Raw genomic sequence first — 15,147 nt, 5'->3', positions numbered from 1 at the left:
CTTGTTTGACTATGATGACTTTTTCACTGCGTCGACTGTCTTTAACGCTTCTTTAAAATTGTCATAAATGACGTTTCCCACGACGACAACGTCTGCGTGCTGTGCAAAGTCTTTCGCCTGCTCTTCGCTTTCAATACCGCCGCCATAAAATAGAACCGTTTCATGTAGCACTGCTTTCGTTTCTTTCACAAGCTCTATATCTCCAAGCGTTCCGCTGTATTCTAAATAGAAGATGGGCAGTTTCATCAAGTGCTCTGCCACTCTCGCATAAGCCCTTACGTCATCTATATCCAGTGCCGTATTTGCCTCTGTCAGCTTAGCCGCTTTACACTCTTCGTTTAAGATGACATATCCTTCCGGCACAATCTCTTCCATTGACATCAAATCACCGTATTCCTTCATCGCATCCTTATGCAGACCAACAATCCAATCTGGATGAGCACTGTTTAACACAGTGGGGATAAAATACAGGTCAAAGCCAGGCACAATCATCTCATGTGTCGAGATTTCAAGGACACATGGCACAAGAAAGCGGCGCACCTTTGACATCAGTTGCAGCACGTTGTCTTCTGTCACGTTGTCACTGCCGCCAATTAAAATGGCATCCGTACCAGATTCACAAATCGCTTCAAGTTGTTCATCGGAAATCTCTTTATTTGGATCGAGTTTAAAGACATGCTTCCACTCGGTAACATCATACATGAAAAACGTTCCTCCATTCGTTTCATTCCATTTAAATATTATAACAAAATCAGACACCGCAAAAAATGGGTAACCTCCTTCAGCTAAAAGTTTCATTCTTTTGAAAATAGTCGATTTTCATTTTAGGCGAGGTGAATGATTCAAGAGGCGCTGAGGGAGATAAATAGATCGATGCTGAACTGAAATGAGAGCTACTTCATCTCATCACATGATATTATACATGAAAGGAACATTTTACTATCGACCAAGCAGGTGAATGATTTGAAAAGAACCATCACATATGATCAAACGATCGGCATTGGATATATCTATCTCATCCCGCCTCGAATCGGGACAATCAAAGAAACCATTGAATTAGACGTGAATGAATGTGTGAACGTAGACATCGACAAAGAGGGCCGAGTGGCTGGGCTGGAGTTATTTGCAGAAGAAGCCAAGGTGTTGAAACTCACACCCGTTTATGAGGACGAGCTTTCGTTACGTTTTACGGATCAGGAAGTTCTCTCAACCTATCATTTATCGGGCATTGAATTTCTTTTCTCGACGCCTGATCACGAAGGGTTGATCGGTTTTACGCTTGTCGATCCTCTTCGATATCACATCAAAAAAAAGACAAGAAAAAACCGTTTTGAATGGTCAAAACGGTTTTTCTAAACTATTGTCTCACTTCATTAAAATAATGAACAGATGTCATGGCCCCTTCATCGACCATCTTGTTGTCTTGAATATCTAACGGATCAGGGTGACCAGCTTTTTCAGGAACCTTTTCATCTGAGCGGAACATGCTTGCCCATTTTTTGAGATGCTGTTTATTTTTCACTGCTAATAACACGGCACCACCAACCCCTAATCCTGCAAGTACATACGCATTCGGACGCTTATTCATGTATGTTCCCTCCCCTTATGATCTTATTTGTAAGTTACCCCGCCTTTTCATTTCTAAACGTCACAATCTGTTGAAGTGGTTTCTCTTTCAATGAAAAGTGGAATAACAACAGTAATGATAGAGAAAAGAGGGGATTTTCGTGACAACAACTTTCATTGTCATTGGCGCATTATTAGTGATTTTTTTCATCATACCAATCATTTTATTCATCTGGATTTGGATGCGAGATGAAAAACAGGAAGAGCATTCTGTCCTACGAAATTATCCGGTCATTGGAAAATTGCGGTTTATTTTTGAAAAAATAGGACCTGAGCTTCGTCAATATCTGTTTCTAAATGATCGAGAGGAGCTTCCTTTCTCAAGAAGAGAATACGAGCAAGCTGTCATGTCTGGGAAGTACAAAAGCCGGACAATGGGCTTTGGATCAAAACGTGATTTTGACAAGCCTGGTTACTATATTCGCAACGTCCTATTTCCAAAGCAGCGAGATGAGTTACGCATCGATCAATCTGAAAAAATCCAAACAAAAGTGTATCAGATCGATCAAGACAATTTACTGAGAAGAAGTGAACACACGAAAGAAGTCGAAGCAAAACCTTATTATCTCCATGAAGAAGATGTACAAATCATTGGTGAACATACGTGCCAAAAACCTTTCCGCGTCAAAGGATTGATCGGTCAATCAGCCATGAGCTACGGCTCCTTAGGCGACCGGGCGATTACGGCTCTATCCTCCGGTTTAAAAATGGCTGGCGGCACATGGATGAACACAGGTGAAGGCGGGCTTTCGCCTTACCATCTCAAAGGGGGCGCCGATATCATTTGCCAGATTGGGCCTGGTTTATTTGGGGTTCGAACAGAGGATGGCGCATTTTCATTTGAAGAGTTTAAGAAAAAAAGTGAGCATGATGAGGTAAAAGCCTTTGAACTCAAGCTGGCACAAGGGGCGAAAACACGCGGGGGACACATTGATGGTGAAAAAGTCACAGAGGAAATTGCCCAAATCCGTAAACTGCCGCCACACCAATCCATTGACAGTCCGAACCGGTTCGAGATGTTTGACTCCATTCCTGACATGCTTGATTTTATTGAACAACTGCGAAACATCGGTGGAAAACCAGTTGGAATCAAGCTAGTTGTTGGACATAAAGAAGATATCGAGGAGCTTGCTCTCTATATGAAAAAAAGCGGAAAACATCCTGATTTCATTACAGTGGATGGCGGAGAAGGTGGCACAGGTGCTTCCTTTCATGAACTGGCTGATTCCGCAGGCCTGCCCATTTTCACCGCACTACCGATGGTCCATCAAATTTTGAAAAAATATGCGGTTCGAGATCAACTCAAGCTGTTTGCGTCTGGTAAACTTCTCTCCCCTGATAAAATTGCCATTGCCCTTTCCATGGGAGCAGATTTTGTGAATATCGCACGAGGATTGATGTTCTCGGTTGGCTGTATTCGGGCGCAAGTATGCCACACAAATAAATGCCCTGTTGGGGTTGCCACGACAGATCCAAAGCTGCAAAAAGGTTTATCCATTGAAGAAAAGAAATACCGAGTCTGCAATTATATCCTGTCCCTTAGAGAAGGTTTGTTTAATTTATGCGCAGCAGCTGGAATTGAATCACCTATTCATTTTAACGAAAAACATATTATTTTTAGACAAGAAAACGGCCAGACAAGTGAAGTCCCTATGTTCTCAGGCACAGAGCAGTCTGTCTAGCTTGAAAAGGTCCGCGGTATGAAACGAAAGACTCAACAGATCATAAAAGAAATGAACGCACATACGCAGTCGTTTCCGGCGAATGTTTCTGACTACTGGCACCTGCCTCTACCAGCGGCTTATGATTTTATGACGTCCAACAGAACACCGAAAAAGATCAAACGTCTATGCATTCAAACTCTATTGAATAGAGCTGAGCATCTCATTGATTTGAAACCAAACGACGGGGACATATATCGTGTCGTGGTCGCAGTCGATCTGCCTGGATTATGGCATTCACAAATTATTGTGTTTAAAGGGGTTTCTTATGTGAAAGATTTCTTCAACAGACAAGATGAGTATCAGACATGGCTTCCCCTTTCTGATCAGAGAAATATTCAAAAAGAATGGGATTTATCTGTTGCACAAAATATGCGAACCATCGGTTTTAAGGAAGTAATCACTGATGACGATGAAGTGTCCTATGAAGGTGAACGATGGTTTATGGGAGAACTTGATGACATCAAATAGAGCCATTTCAAATGAAATGGCTCTATTTGTTCAACTTCAAAACGACAAATCATAAAGAATGTTTGCAGTGAAAGCTGCTTTATTTTGTTTCGTCCGTTGCTTGTTGCTCTGCTACGCGGTCAAGTGCCATCGTATAGGCATCATTTCCGTAGTTCAAGCAGCGTTTGACACGTGAGATAGTGGCTGTACTTGCACCTGTTTCCGTCTCAATTTTATGATACGTATTTCCCTCGCGAAGCATACGCGCTACTTCAAGACGCTGTGATAAAGATTGGATTTCATTGATGGTGCACAAATCATCAAAAAATCGATAACATTCTTCCAGGTCTTTAAGGGATAAGATGGAGTTGAATAGCTGATCTAAGCTTTTGCCCCTTAATTTATCAATTTGCATCTTTATACATCTTCTCCTTTACTATTGGCACACCGCTCCGCACTGACTTTTCCGAGAAAGCGGTATCTTTCCTGACTCATTTTTTTCAACCTCAGCAATGAGCTTTGAACGAATCATGACAGGTTTGGTTCTACGCTGAAAATGCCATCAGGTTCTTTCGTAAGCCGAAGCTTCTTTATCGTAAACAAATTCGACAAGTTTTGTCATATTCCTTGTGCGACAATCTGACAAACTTGTTTGCCTCCGATATCTAGAACACTTCTGCTCTGTTAAGTCTTTCCCTAAAAAAACAGTATGTGTAGAAAGCTTGGCGAGACGACAAACCTGCGCCCCGCCTTGCTTAATTATTCAAAATATGTTGGTCGGCCAGCGTAACCGACAGATTCATTTTACAATTGGGCACTTCATTCGTCATGTCAAAGCCCTATGCTTTGTCACCATATCTAGCAGCGAAGAGATCCATTGCTCACTCCTGCCCTATAACAGCGGTCAGAAATCTAGCAAATATGATACAGCTCCACTCTGTTATATTTTAACGCATTATAGACGGAAAGAGTACAGTTTTTTTCATGACATCAAATATTCCTCTTGGTGTCACCCGAATATACGGCAAGTGTGTGCTTTGGAAAAAGACAAGTGTATCAATCGGGCAGTCAAATGGATACCCGCGCTCAATGAGTAGCTCGCGTAACGTTTGCTCCTGCTGAAGAACCGTTTCAAACGATTCAGCTGATGCACAGCCTGATAATTGCAACGGGATTTCATGCAAAATCTTTCCGTTTTCTGCGAGCACAATTCCCCCGCCAATTTCTTTCATTCGCTTATGAGCAAGCATCATATCATCTTTATTTTTCCCAATCACTAAAATGTCACCAGTGGTTGAAAATGAGCTGACAAATCCTTGCACCTTGTTTGCAAATCCTTTTAACATTGTGTTCACGCGCCACTCGCCTTTTCGATCAATCAGACTGAAGAAGCTTTGATCATGGTCACAGGACAGCTGATTGACAGAGTTATCAATCTCCACTGTATAAGGCTCCATAATGACAGCATTTCGCATTTTGACACCAAGCGGCATTGAGAATTGCAAGTCACTCATCGTCAGGTCATAGCTTAAATCTAATGGTTCGAGCCCGCCATTTTCCCATTTTGTCTCTTGGAATTGATGCTGGTTCTCCCCCTCTAATTTAAGGATCACCCCTTTAGAAATCACCGTTTCTGGATTTGGATTCATCGGATCATCTAAAATATTCAAAGAAGCCAATCGACCAGGACCGACCACGCCTAATAAGTCATCAATTTGATAGTATTTCGCAATGTTAAAAGTCGCCATATTGTACGCATCAATAGTAGGCACGCCTTCTTCAAGGGCAATGGAAATGAGACGATTGATCATGCCTTCTTCATAAAAGTGAGGCGCTGATCCATCTGTTGTATAGAAAAAGTGATCGTAGTGCCTAAAGTCACGCTCATGCAATTCCCTTAAAATGTTCACTAAATCTGGGCGGATGGAAGAATGACGCAACGACACATGATAGCCAAGAGACAAGCGTTTGAGCACATCGTCTGCATTCATTGCTTCATGATCACTGTCCGCTCCAAACAGCTTCATTTTTGTTAGCGTTTTCTCAGAAGCCCCAGGGAAATGCCCTTCAATTCGTTTTCTCTGCTTCTTCGTTTCTTGCATGCAATATAAAATGAGATCATCACCGTCCATTAATCTTGGCCAGCTCGTTAATTCGCCGCCTTGTAGGACGTCGGGATGATCAATCCATTCTTTCCGATAGTTAATAGGGAGCATCTCATCTTCATACCTGACCTCGGTTTGAAGATCGTATCTGGACCACCAGAAGTACTGAAATGGCTGCTTTTTTAATTCGCATAGAGTGGAAAGCGCTTTCTTTTCATTGCTTTGCAAAAGAAGAAATAAGTTATCGCTGACCATCGTTGTTGTGCCAAATTGAGACACATATTCTGCAAGTGATTGGGGATTATAAATATGGAACGGATGCGCGTGAGGTTCAATATACCCCGGCACAATGTATTTACCTTCACAATCAATCACACGTTTAGCTGATTTATTTTGAGGAAGCTCTGCTCCGACATAAACAATTCGATCATCATGTATCCAAATATTTGCCTTCACCCATTGCTTCAAAAACGGGTTTAGCACGAGTCCATTCGTTAAAAGGAGTGTTGGAACTATTTTTGAGTCGACTACATCGATTTGTGTGCGGATGTCATTGTTTCTCCAATTAAAAGTACGTTCGGACATTCACATACTCTCCTTCATTTGTATTAGCCCTATCGTAACATAACGAACCACGTTACGCATTAATGAAACGTTACAATTTCTTGAAATCACACTTAAAATAATTTAAAAAAGGAGAATCACTTGCAATGAAACCTAATCTTGGCTTAATGGAAGCGCTCATGAGAATTGCCTGCGGAATGACGATATGTACTGTAGCTGGATCCTTATATGCTCGAAAACCATGGAGTAAAATGCTGCTTTTTGGCATCATGCTCGGCGGATTAAAATTGGGCTCTGGTATTCTTCGTTTTTGTCCAGTGACCTATATGTGTGAACAGCAGAATACACATAAAGAGAAGGCTGAGTAGACAGCCTTCTTTTTTTGTGTGTGAATCACTCCGCTGCTTCGCACCATTTGACCAACGTACCAGCAATGATTTCTGCTGCTTCAATGACATGTTTGATCTCAATGGATTCATTCGGGAAATGGGCAAGCTCTGTCGTTCCAGGTCCAAACACAATGATTGGGATATCCGCTGCTTGTGACAGTAATCCGCCGTCTGTCCCCCAAGGGGCGGCTTCTACCTTTGGCGGGTGCTGCATGACCTCTTCATATTGTTCCTTCAATAGACCTAAAAGCGGGTGATCAGAGTCGATTGACCCTGGAAGCCACCTAGCACCAAACCACTCCACCTCCACTGGATGTTCTTGAAACCAATCATCTTTTTCAGCGAGTCCAGTCATCCAATTTTCTAATTCCTTCTCTGCCTGCTCAACTGTCTCACCTGGCATCACACCAAGCCTGCCTTCCATTGTGACAAGATCTGCGACAGAGGACGGCCAATCACCGCCTTGAATTTTCCCAATGTTGATTGGAATTGGAATCGGGATGTGCTGAAACAGAGGCTCCGTCACTCGCTGATTTCTTTCTTTTTCTAGTGCCGCTATATGAGAAAGGACCACCGTGCTCTTTTCAATAGCCGAAACACCGTGATACCTTGTTCCGCCATGAGCTGCCCTTCCTTTAATATGCAGCCTGAACCACTTTGATCCTTGCTGAATCGGAAAAATGTTCATATGACTTGGCTCTGGAATGATGGCAGCATCCGCTGTGTACCCTTTCAATATTGCTGCAAGTGTGCCTGCTCCGCCGCTTTCCTCTTCGACGACACTATGAAACACCACATCTCCTTTCAGGGGAATCTGAAGCGTATGCAGTGCCTCAAGCGCAAAGAGTAAAGAAACGTTTCCACCTTTCATATCTGTTGCCCCGCGTCCATAAAGTCTCCCGTTTATGATATGCCCGCTGTAAGGTGGATATGTCCATTGATTCTTATCTCCTGCCGGAACCACATCTACGTGCCCGTTTAATAAAATTGATTTGCCGCCACCTTTTCCTTTCAATCGCCCAGCAACGTTGGGACTCCCTTGAAAAGATCGGCGCGGGGAATAAAAATAAGGATGCTCTAGTAATTCATCGCCGCCAATTTCCCAAACGTCTACATCAAAGCCAATGGCGGACAGTTTATTGGCCACGATCTGCTGAACCTCTTCTTCATTTCCTTGGGTGCTGTCACATTGCACCATTTGCTGAAGAAGCGTAATGGCTTCATCCTGATGCTCTTTCATCCAGTTTCTGATACGTGTCATTGGCTGCAAGTCGTTCATCCTTTCTACACAACAGATTTGACATCAGGCGCTAAAATTAATGGCGCTTCAGTCGCCCTGATGACATCTTCCGGCTGAAATGGCGGCATGACTTCACGTAAAATGAGCAGCTGAGACTTGACCTCAATGACCGCCATATCCGTAATAATCAAATCGACACACGCTTTAGCGGTTAATGGCAATGTACAAGCCGTTTTCACTTTAGATCGACCGTGTTTATCCAGATGGCTCATCACCACTACCACTTTTTTCGCTTTTTGCGCCAGCTCAATCGCTCCGCCCATACCCGGTACTCTTTTCCCCGGTACAATCCAATTGGCAAGATCCCCTTGGCTGCTTACTTCAAGTGCACCCAAAATCGTCATATCCAGCATTCCTTTTCGGATGATGCCAAAAGCAGTCGTACTGTCCATGTACGAGCCGCCCTTTGTTAACGTAATGGGAAAACCGCCCGCATTGCATAAATTCGGATCTTCTTCCCCTTGCAAAGGCGAGGCTCCTGCACCCATAATGCCGTTTTCTGCATGCAGCCACACCTCGTAATGTGATGGAATGTAATCTGCTGCTAGGGTCGGAATGCCGATCCCAAGATTCACAATCATGCCATCTTCAATTTCTTGTGCTGCTCTTTTGGCAATGCGGTGTCTTAAATCGATGTCTCCCATGCCCATGTCCAGTTCACTCCTTTTGATTGCACGATTTGATTCACAAATACGCCTGGCGTCACGATTTCTTCTGGATCGAGCTGCCCCGCTGCCACAATTTCTTCTGCCTCCGCAATGGTCCAGTCTCCTGCCATCGCCACAATCGGGTTTGTATTCCGTGCGCTTTTATCAAAAATCAGGTTTCCCACTTCATCTGCTTTGTAGGCATTGACGATGGCAATATCCGCTGTGAGCGCAGGCTCTAACATATAATTCTTCCCATTCAGCTCAACCAATTGTTTCTCATCGAGATTCAGGCTATCCATCCCAACATCTGTCACAATGCCCGCCAGCCCCATTCCGCCTGCTCTGATTTTTTCTGCAAGAATGCCCTGCGGATAAAAATGAACGTCTAATGTACCAGCCTGCATTTTCTGTCCGGCAATGGGATTTGAGCCGATATGAGAGGCGATGATTTTTTTCACTCTTCCTTCTGTGATGAGCCTGCCCACACCAATTTGCGGGAAACCTGCATCATTTCCGATCAATGTCAGATCTTGAATATTTGCTTCCAAAATGGCATCAATCAACGATGGTGGTGAACCCACGCCGCCAAATCCGCCAAACATGATGGTCATGCCATCTTTTAATCGCGTCATCACTTCATCCAAACCCACAGTTTTGTTCATGTTCGTTCCTCCTTACATAGCAGATGGGAAAAACCCTCGATTGATCACTTCTTGTTCGACTTGTGTGATGGTCTGCCCGAATAAATCAATGAGTTCATCCATTTCCTGCTGTGTGATGGAAAGCGGCGGTGCGATCATAACCGCTGCGCCTCCGACTCCATCCTCTCCAGCGCTTGCTGGATACACCAGCAGTCCCTTTTGTTTTGCCGTTTCAACGACGAGATTGGTTATCTGAGCATGTGCAGGAAATGGCGTTTTGGATAAACGATCTGCGACAAACTCAATGCCAATCAGCAATCCCTTCCCTCTCACATCTCCTATGATGGAATGATTGACTTGCAGATCTTTTAAAGCATTCATTAGATATCGCCCAGAAAGGTCAGCCCGATCGGGAAGCTGATGCTTTTTCATATATCGAATGACCGCTAATGAAACAGCTGCTGAAAGCGGATTGGCACTATATGTGTGCCCTGCCATGACAGAGCCGGACCCACTGATAATCGGTGCCATCACACGATCCGTTGAGACAACTGCTGCGATTGGAGAATAACCTGCGCTCATGCCCTTTCCAAGAACCATGATATCTGGTACCGTGCCCCAGTGTTCCATCGCAAACATTTTCCCAGTTCGTCCAAAGCCCGTCATGACTTCATCTGCGATCATTAAAATGTCGTTTTCTTCACAGACACGCTTCATCGCTTCGTAATATCCGTCTGGCGGCAGGAGCGCCGCTCCCGCTGCGCCAACAATCGGTTCAGCAATCAATGCGGCGATCCTCTCTTTTCCTATACGCTGGATGACGGTCTTAAATTCCTGAACATACCACTCGACCTGCTTGCTGTCTTCCTTTGGCAGCCATGACCTGTAGCTATAGGGCGGAGACAGCACTGGGTGCTTTTCAAGCAGTGGTTCAAAACGCTCTCTCCTTGCAATATGACCTGACATCGACAACGCCCCTAATGTAATGCCGTGGTAACTCATCCATCTTGAGATGATATGATTTTTTTCCGTCTTCCCCTGCTCCTGCCAATGCTGAATCGCCATTTTCATAGCAGTTTCCGTTGCCTCTGAACCGCTCCCTACAAAAAAAGACCAGTTCAGATCACCTGGGCAAAGTGTACTCAATTCATACGCTAGTTCTTCCGCTGGTTCATTCGTAAATTGTGACCTGTACGTAAAGCTCACCTTTTTCGCTTGCTCCGTCATTGCATCAATAATCTCTTGTATGCCATGTCCAATACTTGCCGTGACTGCCCCTGATGAGCCATCTATATATTTTTTTCCGTCCCGATCATATAAATAAATCCCCTCTCCTCTCACAGCCACAGGATATTGCTGATTTAACATCGGTTTGATTAAGTAATCCCGGGTCTCCACTTTGTCATTCCTCCCTCTCTTGTCAGCAGCTGCACTTTTCTTTTTACATGAATCGCAAGAAAATTTTGTATACTTGGTATAAGATTAGCTTAATCAAGAGGGCAGTCATCCTCCATTCGCCATATGCCCGAATTTCACACGTGTTTTTTATACATGGTGTATAAGAGTGTTCAAAAGGAGGTCATGAGTCTATGGCGATTCTCGTCAAAGATGCACTCTCGCTCGATATGATGAAAGAAACCAAACTGCTTGCTGGAGAAAATGGACTGGATCGTCTTATCCAGTGGGTGACCATTGTGGAAATTATTGAGGACACGTCTAGACTTTCAGAAGGAGAATTACTTGTTACAACTGGGTTTGGACTGACAGAAAATAAAGAAAGACGCATCCGGCTTGAAAAATTGATTCAATCTCATCGTCTTTCAGCCATTGCCATCTATAAAGGCGTGTACTTAACGGAAATTCCCGCATCACTCATTGAAGCCGCCGAAAATAGCGGTATTCCGCTCATCGAGATTCCGCCCCATGTCAATTTTTCAGACATCACAAAAGCCGTTTTAGAACAAATCGTCAGCAGTCAGCTCCATCAGCTCAAATATTCTTCCGCGATTCATCAAAGACTGACCCATTTAAATGTGAGCAATAAAAATGTCACGCAAATTACGGATGAACTGGCACATCTCACAGCGGCAAATATCGTCGTACTGGATGTGTTTTTGCACCAAACAGCCACTCATCTCGAAACAGACGAAGTGACCTATTCTCATGCTTTTGGCTTTCTAACAGATGACGAACCGATTGAAACCTCTTCTCTGCTCAAGCAGGCAGAGGAAAAAGGCCGGCTCGTCTATGACACATATGGTGCGTTTGTTCTAGCCGCATGCCCTGTGATTGCAATGGGGGATATTTTCGGGTTCATTGTGGCGTTAAAGAAAAAAGAGACGTGGCACCATCTCGATGCCATCGCCATTGAGCATGCTGGTGCGGTGTATGCGATTGAATGGTTGAAACAAAAAGCCATTCAAGATACAGAAAACCAAATGCAGGGGCATTTATTGGATGATATGTTGCAGCAGCAATACACAGAAGAAAGCTATGTCATCGAACAAGCAAGAAAGCTACAATATGATATGAGCGAAGAACAAGTCGTCATCTACTTTCAATTTCAGCATCAGCACACACAGCTCGATCATCAAATGGTGCAGCGCCTATCCCAATTGCTCACATCCATTTTTGAACGCAGACAAATTCCTTTTTTATTAAAGGCAAGGCTTGATTCCATTTTCGTCTTGACGCCTGCAGGGAAAAGCACGTATCAAGAAACAAATTGGTATCGCGCATCAGAAGAATGCCGCAGTACTTGGTCTTATTTTTTCCCCGTCCATCCCATTGTGATTGGCATTGGAAGAGCCTACGACCAGATCAGTCTCTTTTCCAAAAGTGCAAAAGAAGCCCAGTATGCAGCAAGGCTTCTTCCTCTTTTGAAAACAGATGACAGCATCATTCATTATCAGAAGCTCGGTCTATATGGGATGTTGCTTGAAATGAACGAAGCCGGAATGAATTTGCATGACTTTTACGTGGAGCTGTTAAGCCCGCTGCTTTATACAAAAAAACAAGGAGCTGACCTCATTCATACACTCGAAGTGTATTTGGCACACAATGAAAATATTCAAAAGTCAGCGGGGGAATTGTTTATTCACCGGCATACGTTAAGCTACCGGTTGAAACAAATTGAAACGAGAACAGGCTGCAGCCTCAAATCCACTGATGATCGGATGAAGCTGCAGCTAAGTATTATGGCGTACCGCCTATCTGGTCTGCTTGATCAGATGAGAACCATTTCATGATTCATTTGGCGTTTTGACCCATAGATTCATATCTTCAATTTTGTCAAAAATATAGCAGTTGTTTTGAAAGCGTCCGGTGTATGTATACCCGAGCTGATAAAATACTTGATTCATTCCATAGGACAGTGCACGGGCAAGAGAATAAAAGACATAAATGTGCATGGATTGAAGCTCTTGTTCGAGGGCTAGAATCAAATGATGCATGAATCCTAGTTTTCTGTATGTGGGAAGGGTTGCACAATCTGTTAGTTCTGCATGACCATACGGTACATTGATTTCAGCAGAAGCGGCACTTACAAGTTGACCGTCATGTTCAACGGCATAAAAAACCGTCCCTTCCTCCATTACCTTTCGGATGTAATCTGGCTCGTTCATTGGCGTGGGGTACGTTTCAAAGACCGTATCATAGAGCGCTGCCAGCTTGTGCACATCCTCTGGACCGGCTTTCCTCATCACATACTCATCCTGCCACACGCCTTGGTCTTTTTTAATTGGCTTTTCTTGAATAGACGCAACGATTTCATCTTCCTTCAGCCAAAATGGGCTGTTCATTCGATCTTCGGTCAGAAAGAGCGACATGCCGCATGCATCACTTCCGAGAAAATAATGAGAAAACACCCCTTCAAGCCGAAAGCCTTTTTCTAAAAAAAGAGGCATATGCTCACGCCTTACTTTTACAATGACCTTAGACGCCTTGCAGTCCGCCGCTTCCTGAAGCACGGACTGAATCACATCACGCACCCTGCCGCTATAATCATCCAAACGAATTCTCTCGTTAAATGAATCCATACAGATCAAAGCAGAAAAACGCTCGTTTGCAAGTTTCTTCAATTGCACCATACACTCATTCCCCTCTTAGCTAATGAAAAACTTCCAAATTAAAAATGAAGAAATAGCAATGCCAGAAAAAACGGATAGGATCATATAACTAATGGCAAAGCCTTTTTTCAATTTATTCTGCTTAATGGCAGTCACCATGATGTTATTTATAGTTATGAGATATAAAACAAGCATGACGTTTGCAAAGATGATAAATGCTTTGATTTCCATGTTGCCTCCCCAAATTCATTCGTAATCCCATACTACTTCTTCATAACCTGCCCGCATCCCTCTATGAACAGAAGAAGAAAAAACACCTTTCCATCTCGTCAGATAGAAAGGTGTTTTGATTAAACGTTTTTCCCCGCAGCCTTCAGCGCACGGGCGCCAATGTCACGGCGATAGAATAAACCTGGCTGAATGATTTCTTCAACCGCTTCATACACTCTTGATCTTGCCGCTTCAAATGTGTCGTCAAATGCGGTCACATTTGCTACTCGGCCGCCATTTGTGACAAATTGATCGTTTTCTTTTTTTGTTCCTGCGTGGAAGGTCACGACATTAGAGACCGTTGTTTGCAAAGCACCGATTGGCGTGCCTTTTGCGTAGTCTTCCGGGTATCCTTCTGATGCAAGAACGACACTGACAGCGGCTGTGTCTTTCCACTGCAAGTCCACATCTTTTCCATCTAGAATGTCGAGGAATACTTGGACTAGATCTGATTCAAGACGAGGGAGCACTACTTGCGTTTCAGGGTCGCCAAAGCGTGCATTGAACTCAATGACTTTTGAGCCTTCTGGTGTCAGCATTAAGCCTGCATATAAAATGCCTGTAAACGAACGCTCTTCCTGCACCATCGCGCGAGCTGCTGGTTTGACGACGTCTTCCACCGCTTTTTGTACGACTTCATCAGAAATTTGTGGAACCGGTGAATAAGCACCCATCCCGCCGGTGTTTGGTCCTTTGTCATCTTCAAATGCCCGTTTATGATCCTGTGCGATCACCATCGGATACACCTTTTCTCCATTGACAAAGGCCATCAGAGAAAACTCTTCACCTGTTAAAAATTCTTCAATGACAACCGATGCACTCGCATCGCCAAACTTTTCATCCTCTAAAAAGTCATGCAGGCAGTTGATCGCCTCTTCAAGTGTCATTGCCACAGTCACACCTTTTCCTGCGGCAAGTCCATCTGCTTTAATGACAATTGGAGCACCCTTTTCTTCCACATATGCCTTCGCTTCTTCAAACGATGTAAAAGTGGCATAAGCGGCTGTCGGGATATCATAATTTTTCATTAAGTCTTTTGCAAATTCTTTTGAGCCTTCAATGACTGCGGCTTTTGCATTCGGTCCAAATACCTTGAGACCTGCTTGTTCAAATGCATCGACGACACCTGCAATTAAAGGAACCTCTGGACCGACAATTGTTAAACCGATGTTATTGTCTTTTGCAAAACGAATTAACGCCTCATGATCGCCCTCGTCGATCGGTACAAGCTTCGCAGCGTCTGTCATTCCATCATTGCCGGGTGCGACAAATACTTGGCTGACAAGTTCACTTTGATTCACTTTCCATGCGATGGTATGCTCTCTTCCGCCTCTGCCGATAATTAATACGTTCACACTGTCATC

16 protein-coding genes are annotated in these 15,147 nt (G+C 43.8%); 5 read left to right on the top strand and 11 right to left on the bottom strand.

Annotated features, from left to right (window positions below):
- Positions 1–9: 9 nt before the first annotated feature.
- On the bottom strand, positions 10–702 hold the full coding sequence (gene pcrB / locus ID12_RS08160) for a heptaprenylglyceryl phosphate synthase (protein ID WP_008344257.1): 693 nt from the start codon (positions 700–702) through the stop codon (positions 10–12).
- Positions 703–954: 252 nt separating this feature from the next.
- On the opposite strand from pcrB, the gene ID12_RS08155 reads away from it, so the two are divergent.
- Positions 955–1,356: a DUF2283 domain-containing protein gene (locus tag ID12_RS08155; protein WP_223255673.1), complete on the top strand. Its 402-nt coding sequence runs from the start codon at positions 955–957 to the stop codon at positions 1,354–1,356.
- Position 1,357: 1 nt separating this feature from the next.
- Here ID12_RS08155 and ID12_RS08150 read toward each other — a convergent pair whose 3' ends face one another.
- Complete coding sequence (locus tag ID12_RS08150; protein WP_017366762.1) at positions 1,358–1,588, bottom strand: hypothetical protein; 231 nt, start codon at positions 1,586–1,588, stop codon at positions 1,358–1,360.
- Between the two features lie 139 nt (positions 1,589–1,727).
- On the opposite strand from ID12_RS08150, the gene ID12_RS08145 reads away from it, so the two are divergent.
- Both ID12_RS08145 and ID12_RS08140 read left to right on the top strand, forming a co-directional pair.
- Entirely contained in the window at positions 1,728–3,308 is a 1,581-nt protein-coding gene (locus ID12_RS08145) for an FMN-binding glutamate synthase family protein (protein ID WP_050827029.1), read from the top strand.
- 18 nt (positions 3,309–3,326) lie between these two features.
- Positions 3,327–3,818 carry a DUF3916 domain-containing protein gene (locus ID12_RS08140; RefSeq protein ID WP_050827028.1) on the top strand — a complete coding sequence of 164 codons (492 nt, stop codon included), beginning with the start codon at positions 3,327–3,329 and terminating at the stop codon, positions 3,816–3,818.
- Between the two features lie 79 nt (positions 3,819–3,897).
- On the opposite strand, the gene ID12_RS08135 is transcribed toward ID12_RS08140, so the two are convergent.
- A complete protein-coding gene (locus ID12_RS08135; protein WP_007496879.1) occupies positions 3,898–4,212 on the bottom strand; it encodes a YerC/YecD family TrpR-related protein in 315 nt (104 codons plus the stop codon).
- A 532-nt stretch (positions 4,213–4,744) separates the two neighbouring features.
- Positions 4,745–6,487, bottom strand: coding sequence for an adenine deaminase C-terminal domain-containing protein (locus tag ID12_RS08130; RefSeq protein ID WP_007496880.1), 1,743 nt, complete (start codon positions 6,485–6,487; stop codon positions 4,745–4,747).
- 125 nt (positions 6,488–6,612) lie between these two features.
- On the opposite strand from ID12_RS08130, the gene ID12_RS08125 reads away from it, so the two are divergent.
- Positions 6,613–6,834 (top strand): YgaP family membrane protein, encoded by a 222-nt coding sequence (locus ID12_RS08125; protein WP_008344274.1) that lies wholly within the window; start codon positions 6,613–6,615, stop codon positions 6,832–6,834.
- A gap of 25 nt (positions 6,835–6,859) precedes the next feature.
- Here ID12_RS08125 and ID12_RS08120 read toward each other — a convergent pair whose 3' ends face one another.
- Genes ID12_RS08120 through ID12_RS08105 form a run of 4 tightly spaced genes read right to left on the bottom strand, consistent with a single transcriptional unit; the run spans position 6,860 to position 10,844 of the window.
- Complete coding sequence (locus ID12_RS08120; protein ID WP_050827027.1) at positions 6,860–8,125, bottom strand: peptidase; 1,266 nt, start codon at positions 8,123–8,125, stop codon at positions 6,860–6,862.
- 14 nt (positions 8,126–8,139) lie between these two features.
- The gene (locus ID12_RS08115) at positions 8,140–8,805 is read right to left on the bottom strand and encodes a 3-oxoacid CoA-transferase subunit B (protein ID WP_025206868.1); all 666 of its coding nucleotides are present in this window, start codon (positions 8,803–8,805) and stop codon (positions 8,140–8,142) included.
- A complete protein-coding gene (locus ID12_RS08110) occupies positions 8,781–9,467 on the bottom strand; it encodes a CoA transferase subunit A (protein ID WP_008344277.1) in 687 nt (228 codons plus the stop codon). Before ID12_RS08110 ends, ID12_RS08115 begins: the two co-directional genes overlap by 25 nt.
- Before the next feature lie 12 nt (positions 9,468–9,479).
- On the bottom strand, positions 9,480–10,844 hold the full coding sequence (locus ID12_RS08105) for an aspartate aminotransferase family protein (RefSeq protein WP_050827026.1): 1,365 nt from the start codon (positions 10,842–10,844) through the stop codon (positions 9,480–9,482).
- 191 nt (positions 10,845–11,035) lie between these two features.
- Here ID12_RS08105 and ID12_RS08100 point away from each other — a divergent pair, with 191 nt between their 5' ends.
- Complete coding sequence (locus ID12_RS08100) at positions 11,036–12,694, top strand: PucR family transcriptional regulator (protein WP_050827025.1); 1,659 nt, start codon at positions 11,036–11,038, stop codon at positions 12,692–12,694.
- Here ID12_RS08100 and ablB read toward each other — a convergent pair.
- The 3 genes from ablB to purD form a co-directional block, all read right to left on the bottom strand.
- Complete coding sequence (ablB, locus tag ID12_RS08095; RefSeq protein WP_050827024.1) at positions 12,689–13,534, bottom strand: putative beta-lysine N-acetyltransferase; 846 nt, start codon at positions 13,532–13,534, stop codon at positions 12,689–12,691. The genes ID12_RS08100 and ablB overlap by 6 nt on opposite strands.
- 15 nt (positions 13,535–13,549) lie before the next feature.
- Positions 13,550–13,744 carry a hypothetical protein gene (locus ID12_RS08090; RefSeq protein ID WP_050827023.1) on the bottom strand — a complete coding sequence of 65 codons (195 nt, stop codon included), beginning with the start codon at positions 13,742–13,744 and terminating at the stop codon, positions 13,550–13,552.
- Positions 13,745–13,863: 119 nt separating this feature from the next.
- Positions 13,864–15,138 (bottom strand): phosphoribosylamine--glycine ligase, encoded by a 1,275-nt coding sequence (gene purD, locus ID12_RS08085; RefSeq protein ID WP_050827022.1) that lies wholly within the window; start codon positions 15,136–15,138, stop codon positions 13,864–13,866.
- Positions 15,139–15,147: the final 9 nt, after the last annotated feature.

Source organism: Bacillus altitudinis, assembly GCF_001191605.1.
Classification (GTDB): domain Bacteria; phylum Bacillota; class Bacilli; order Bacillales; family Bacillaceae; genus Bacillus; species Bacillus altitudinis.
Note: the sequence above shows the minus strand (reverse complement) of the source record. Positions and strands in the feature narration are given on the sequence as shown.

Excerpts from the sequence above, each read along its gene's own strand:
- pcrB (WP_008344257.1), bottom strand. The coding sequence starts at position 702 with ATGTATGATGTTACCGAGTGGAAGCATGTCTTTAAACTCGATCCAAAT.
- ID12_RS08150 (WP_017366762.1), bottom strand. The coding sequence starts at position 1,588 with ATGAATAAGCGTCCGAATGCGTATGTACTTGCAGGATTAGGGGTTGGT.
- ID12_RS08140 (WP_050827028.1), top strand. The coding sequence starts at position 3,327 with ATGAAACGAAAGACTCAACAGATCATAAAAGAAATGAACGCACATACG.
- ID12_RS08135 (WP_007496879.1), bottom strand. The coding sequence starts at position 4,212 with ATGCAAATTGATAAATTAAGGGGCAAAAGCTTAGATCAGCTATTCAAC.
- ID12_RS08130 (WP_007496880.1), bottom strand. The coding sequence starts at position 6,487 with ATGTCCGAACGTACTTTTAATTGGAGAAACAATGACATCCGCACACAA.
- ID12_RS08125 (WP_008344274.1), top strand. The coding sequence starts at position 6,613 with ATGAAACCTAATCTTGGCTTAATGGAAGCGCTCATGAGAATTGCCTGC.
- ID12_RS08115 (WP_025206868.1), bottom strand. The coding sequence starts at position 8,805 with ATGGGCATGGGAGACATCGATTTAAGACACCGCATTGCCAAAAGAGCA.
- ID12_RS08110 (WP_008344277.1), bottom strand. The coding sequence starts at position 9,467 with ATGAACAAAACTGTGGGTTTGGATGAAGTGATGACGCGATTAAAAGAT.
- ID12_RS08100 (WP_050827025.1), top strand. The coding sequence starts at position 11,036 with ATGGCGATTCTCGTCAAAGATGCACTCTCGCTCGATATGATGAAAGAA.
- ablB (WP_050827024.1), bottom strand. The coding sequence starts at position 13,534 with ATGGTGCAATTGAAGAAACTTGCAAACGAGCGTTTTTCTGCTTTGATC.
- ID12_RS08090 (WP_050827023.1), bottom strand. The coding sequence starts at position 13,744 with ATGGAAATCAAAGCATTTATCATCTTTGCAAACGTCATGCTTGTTTTA.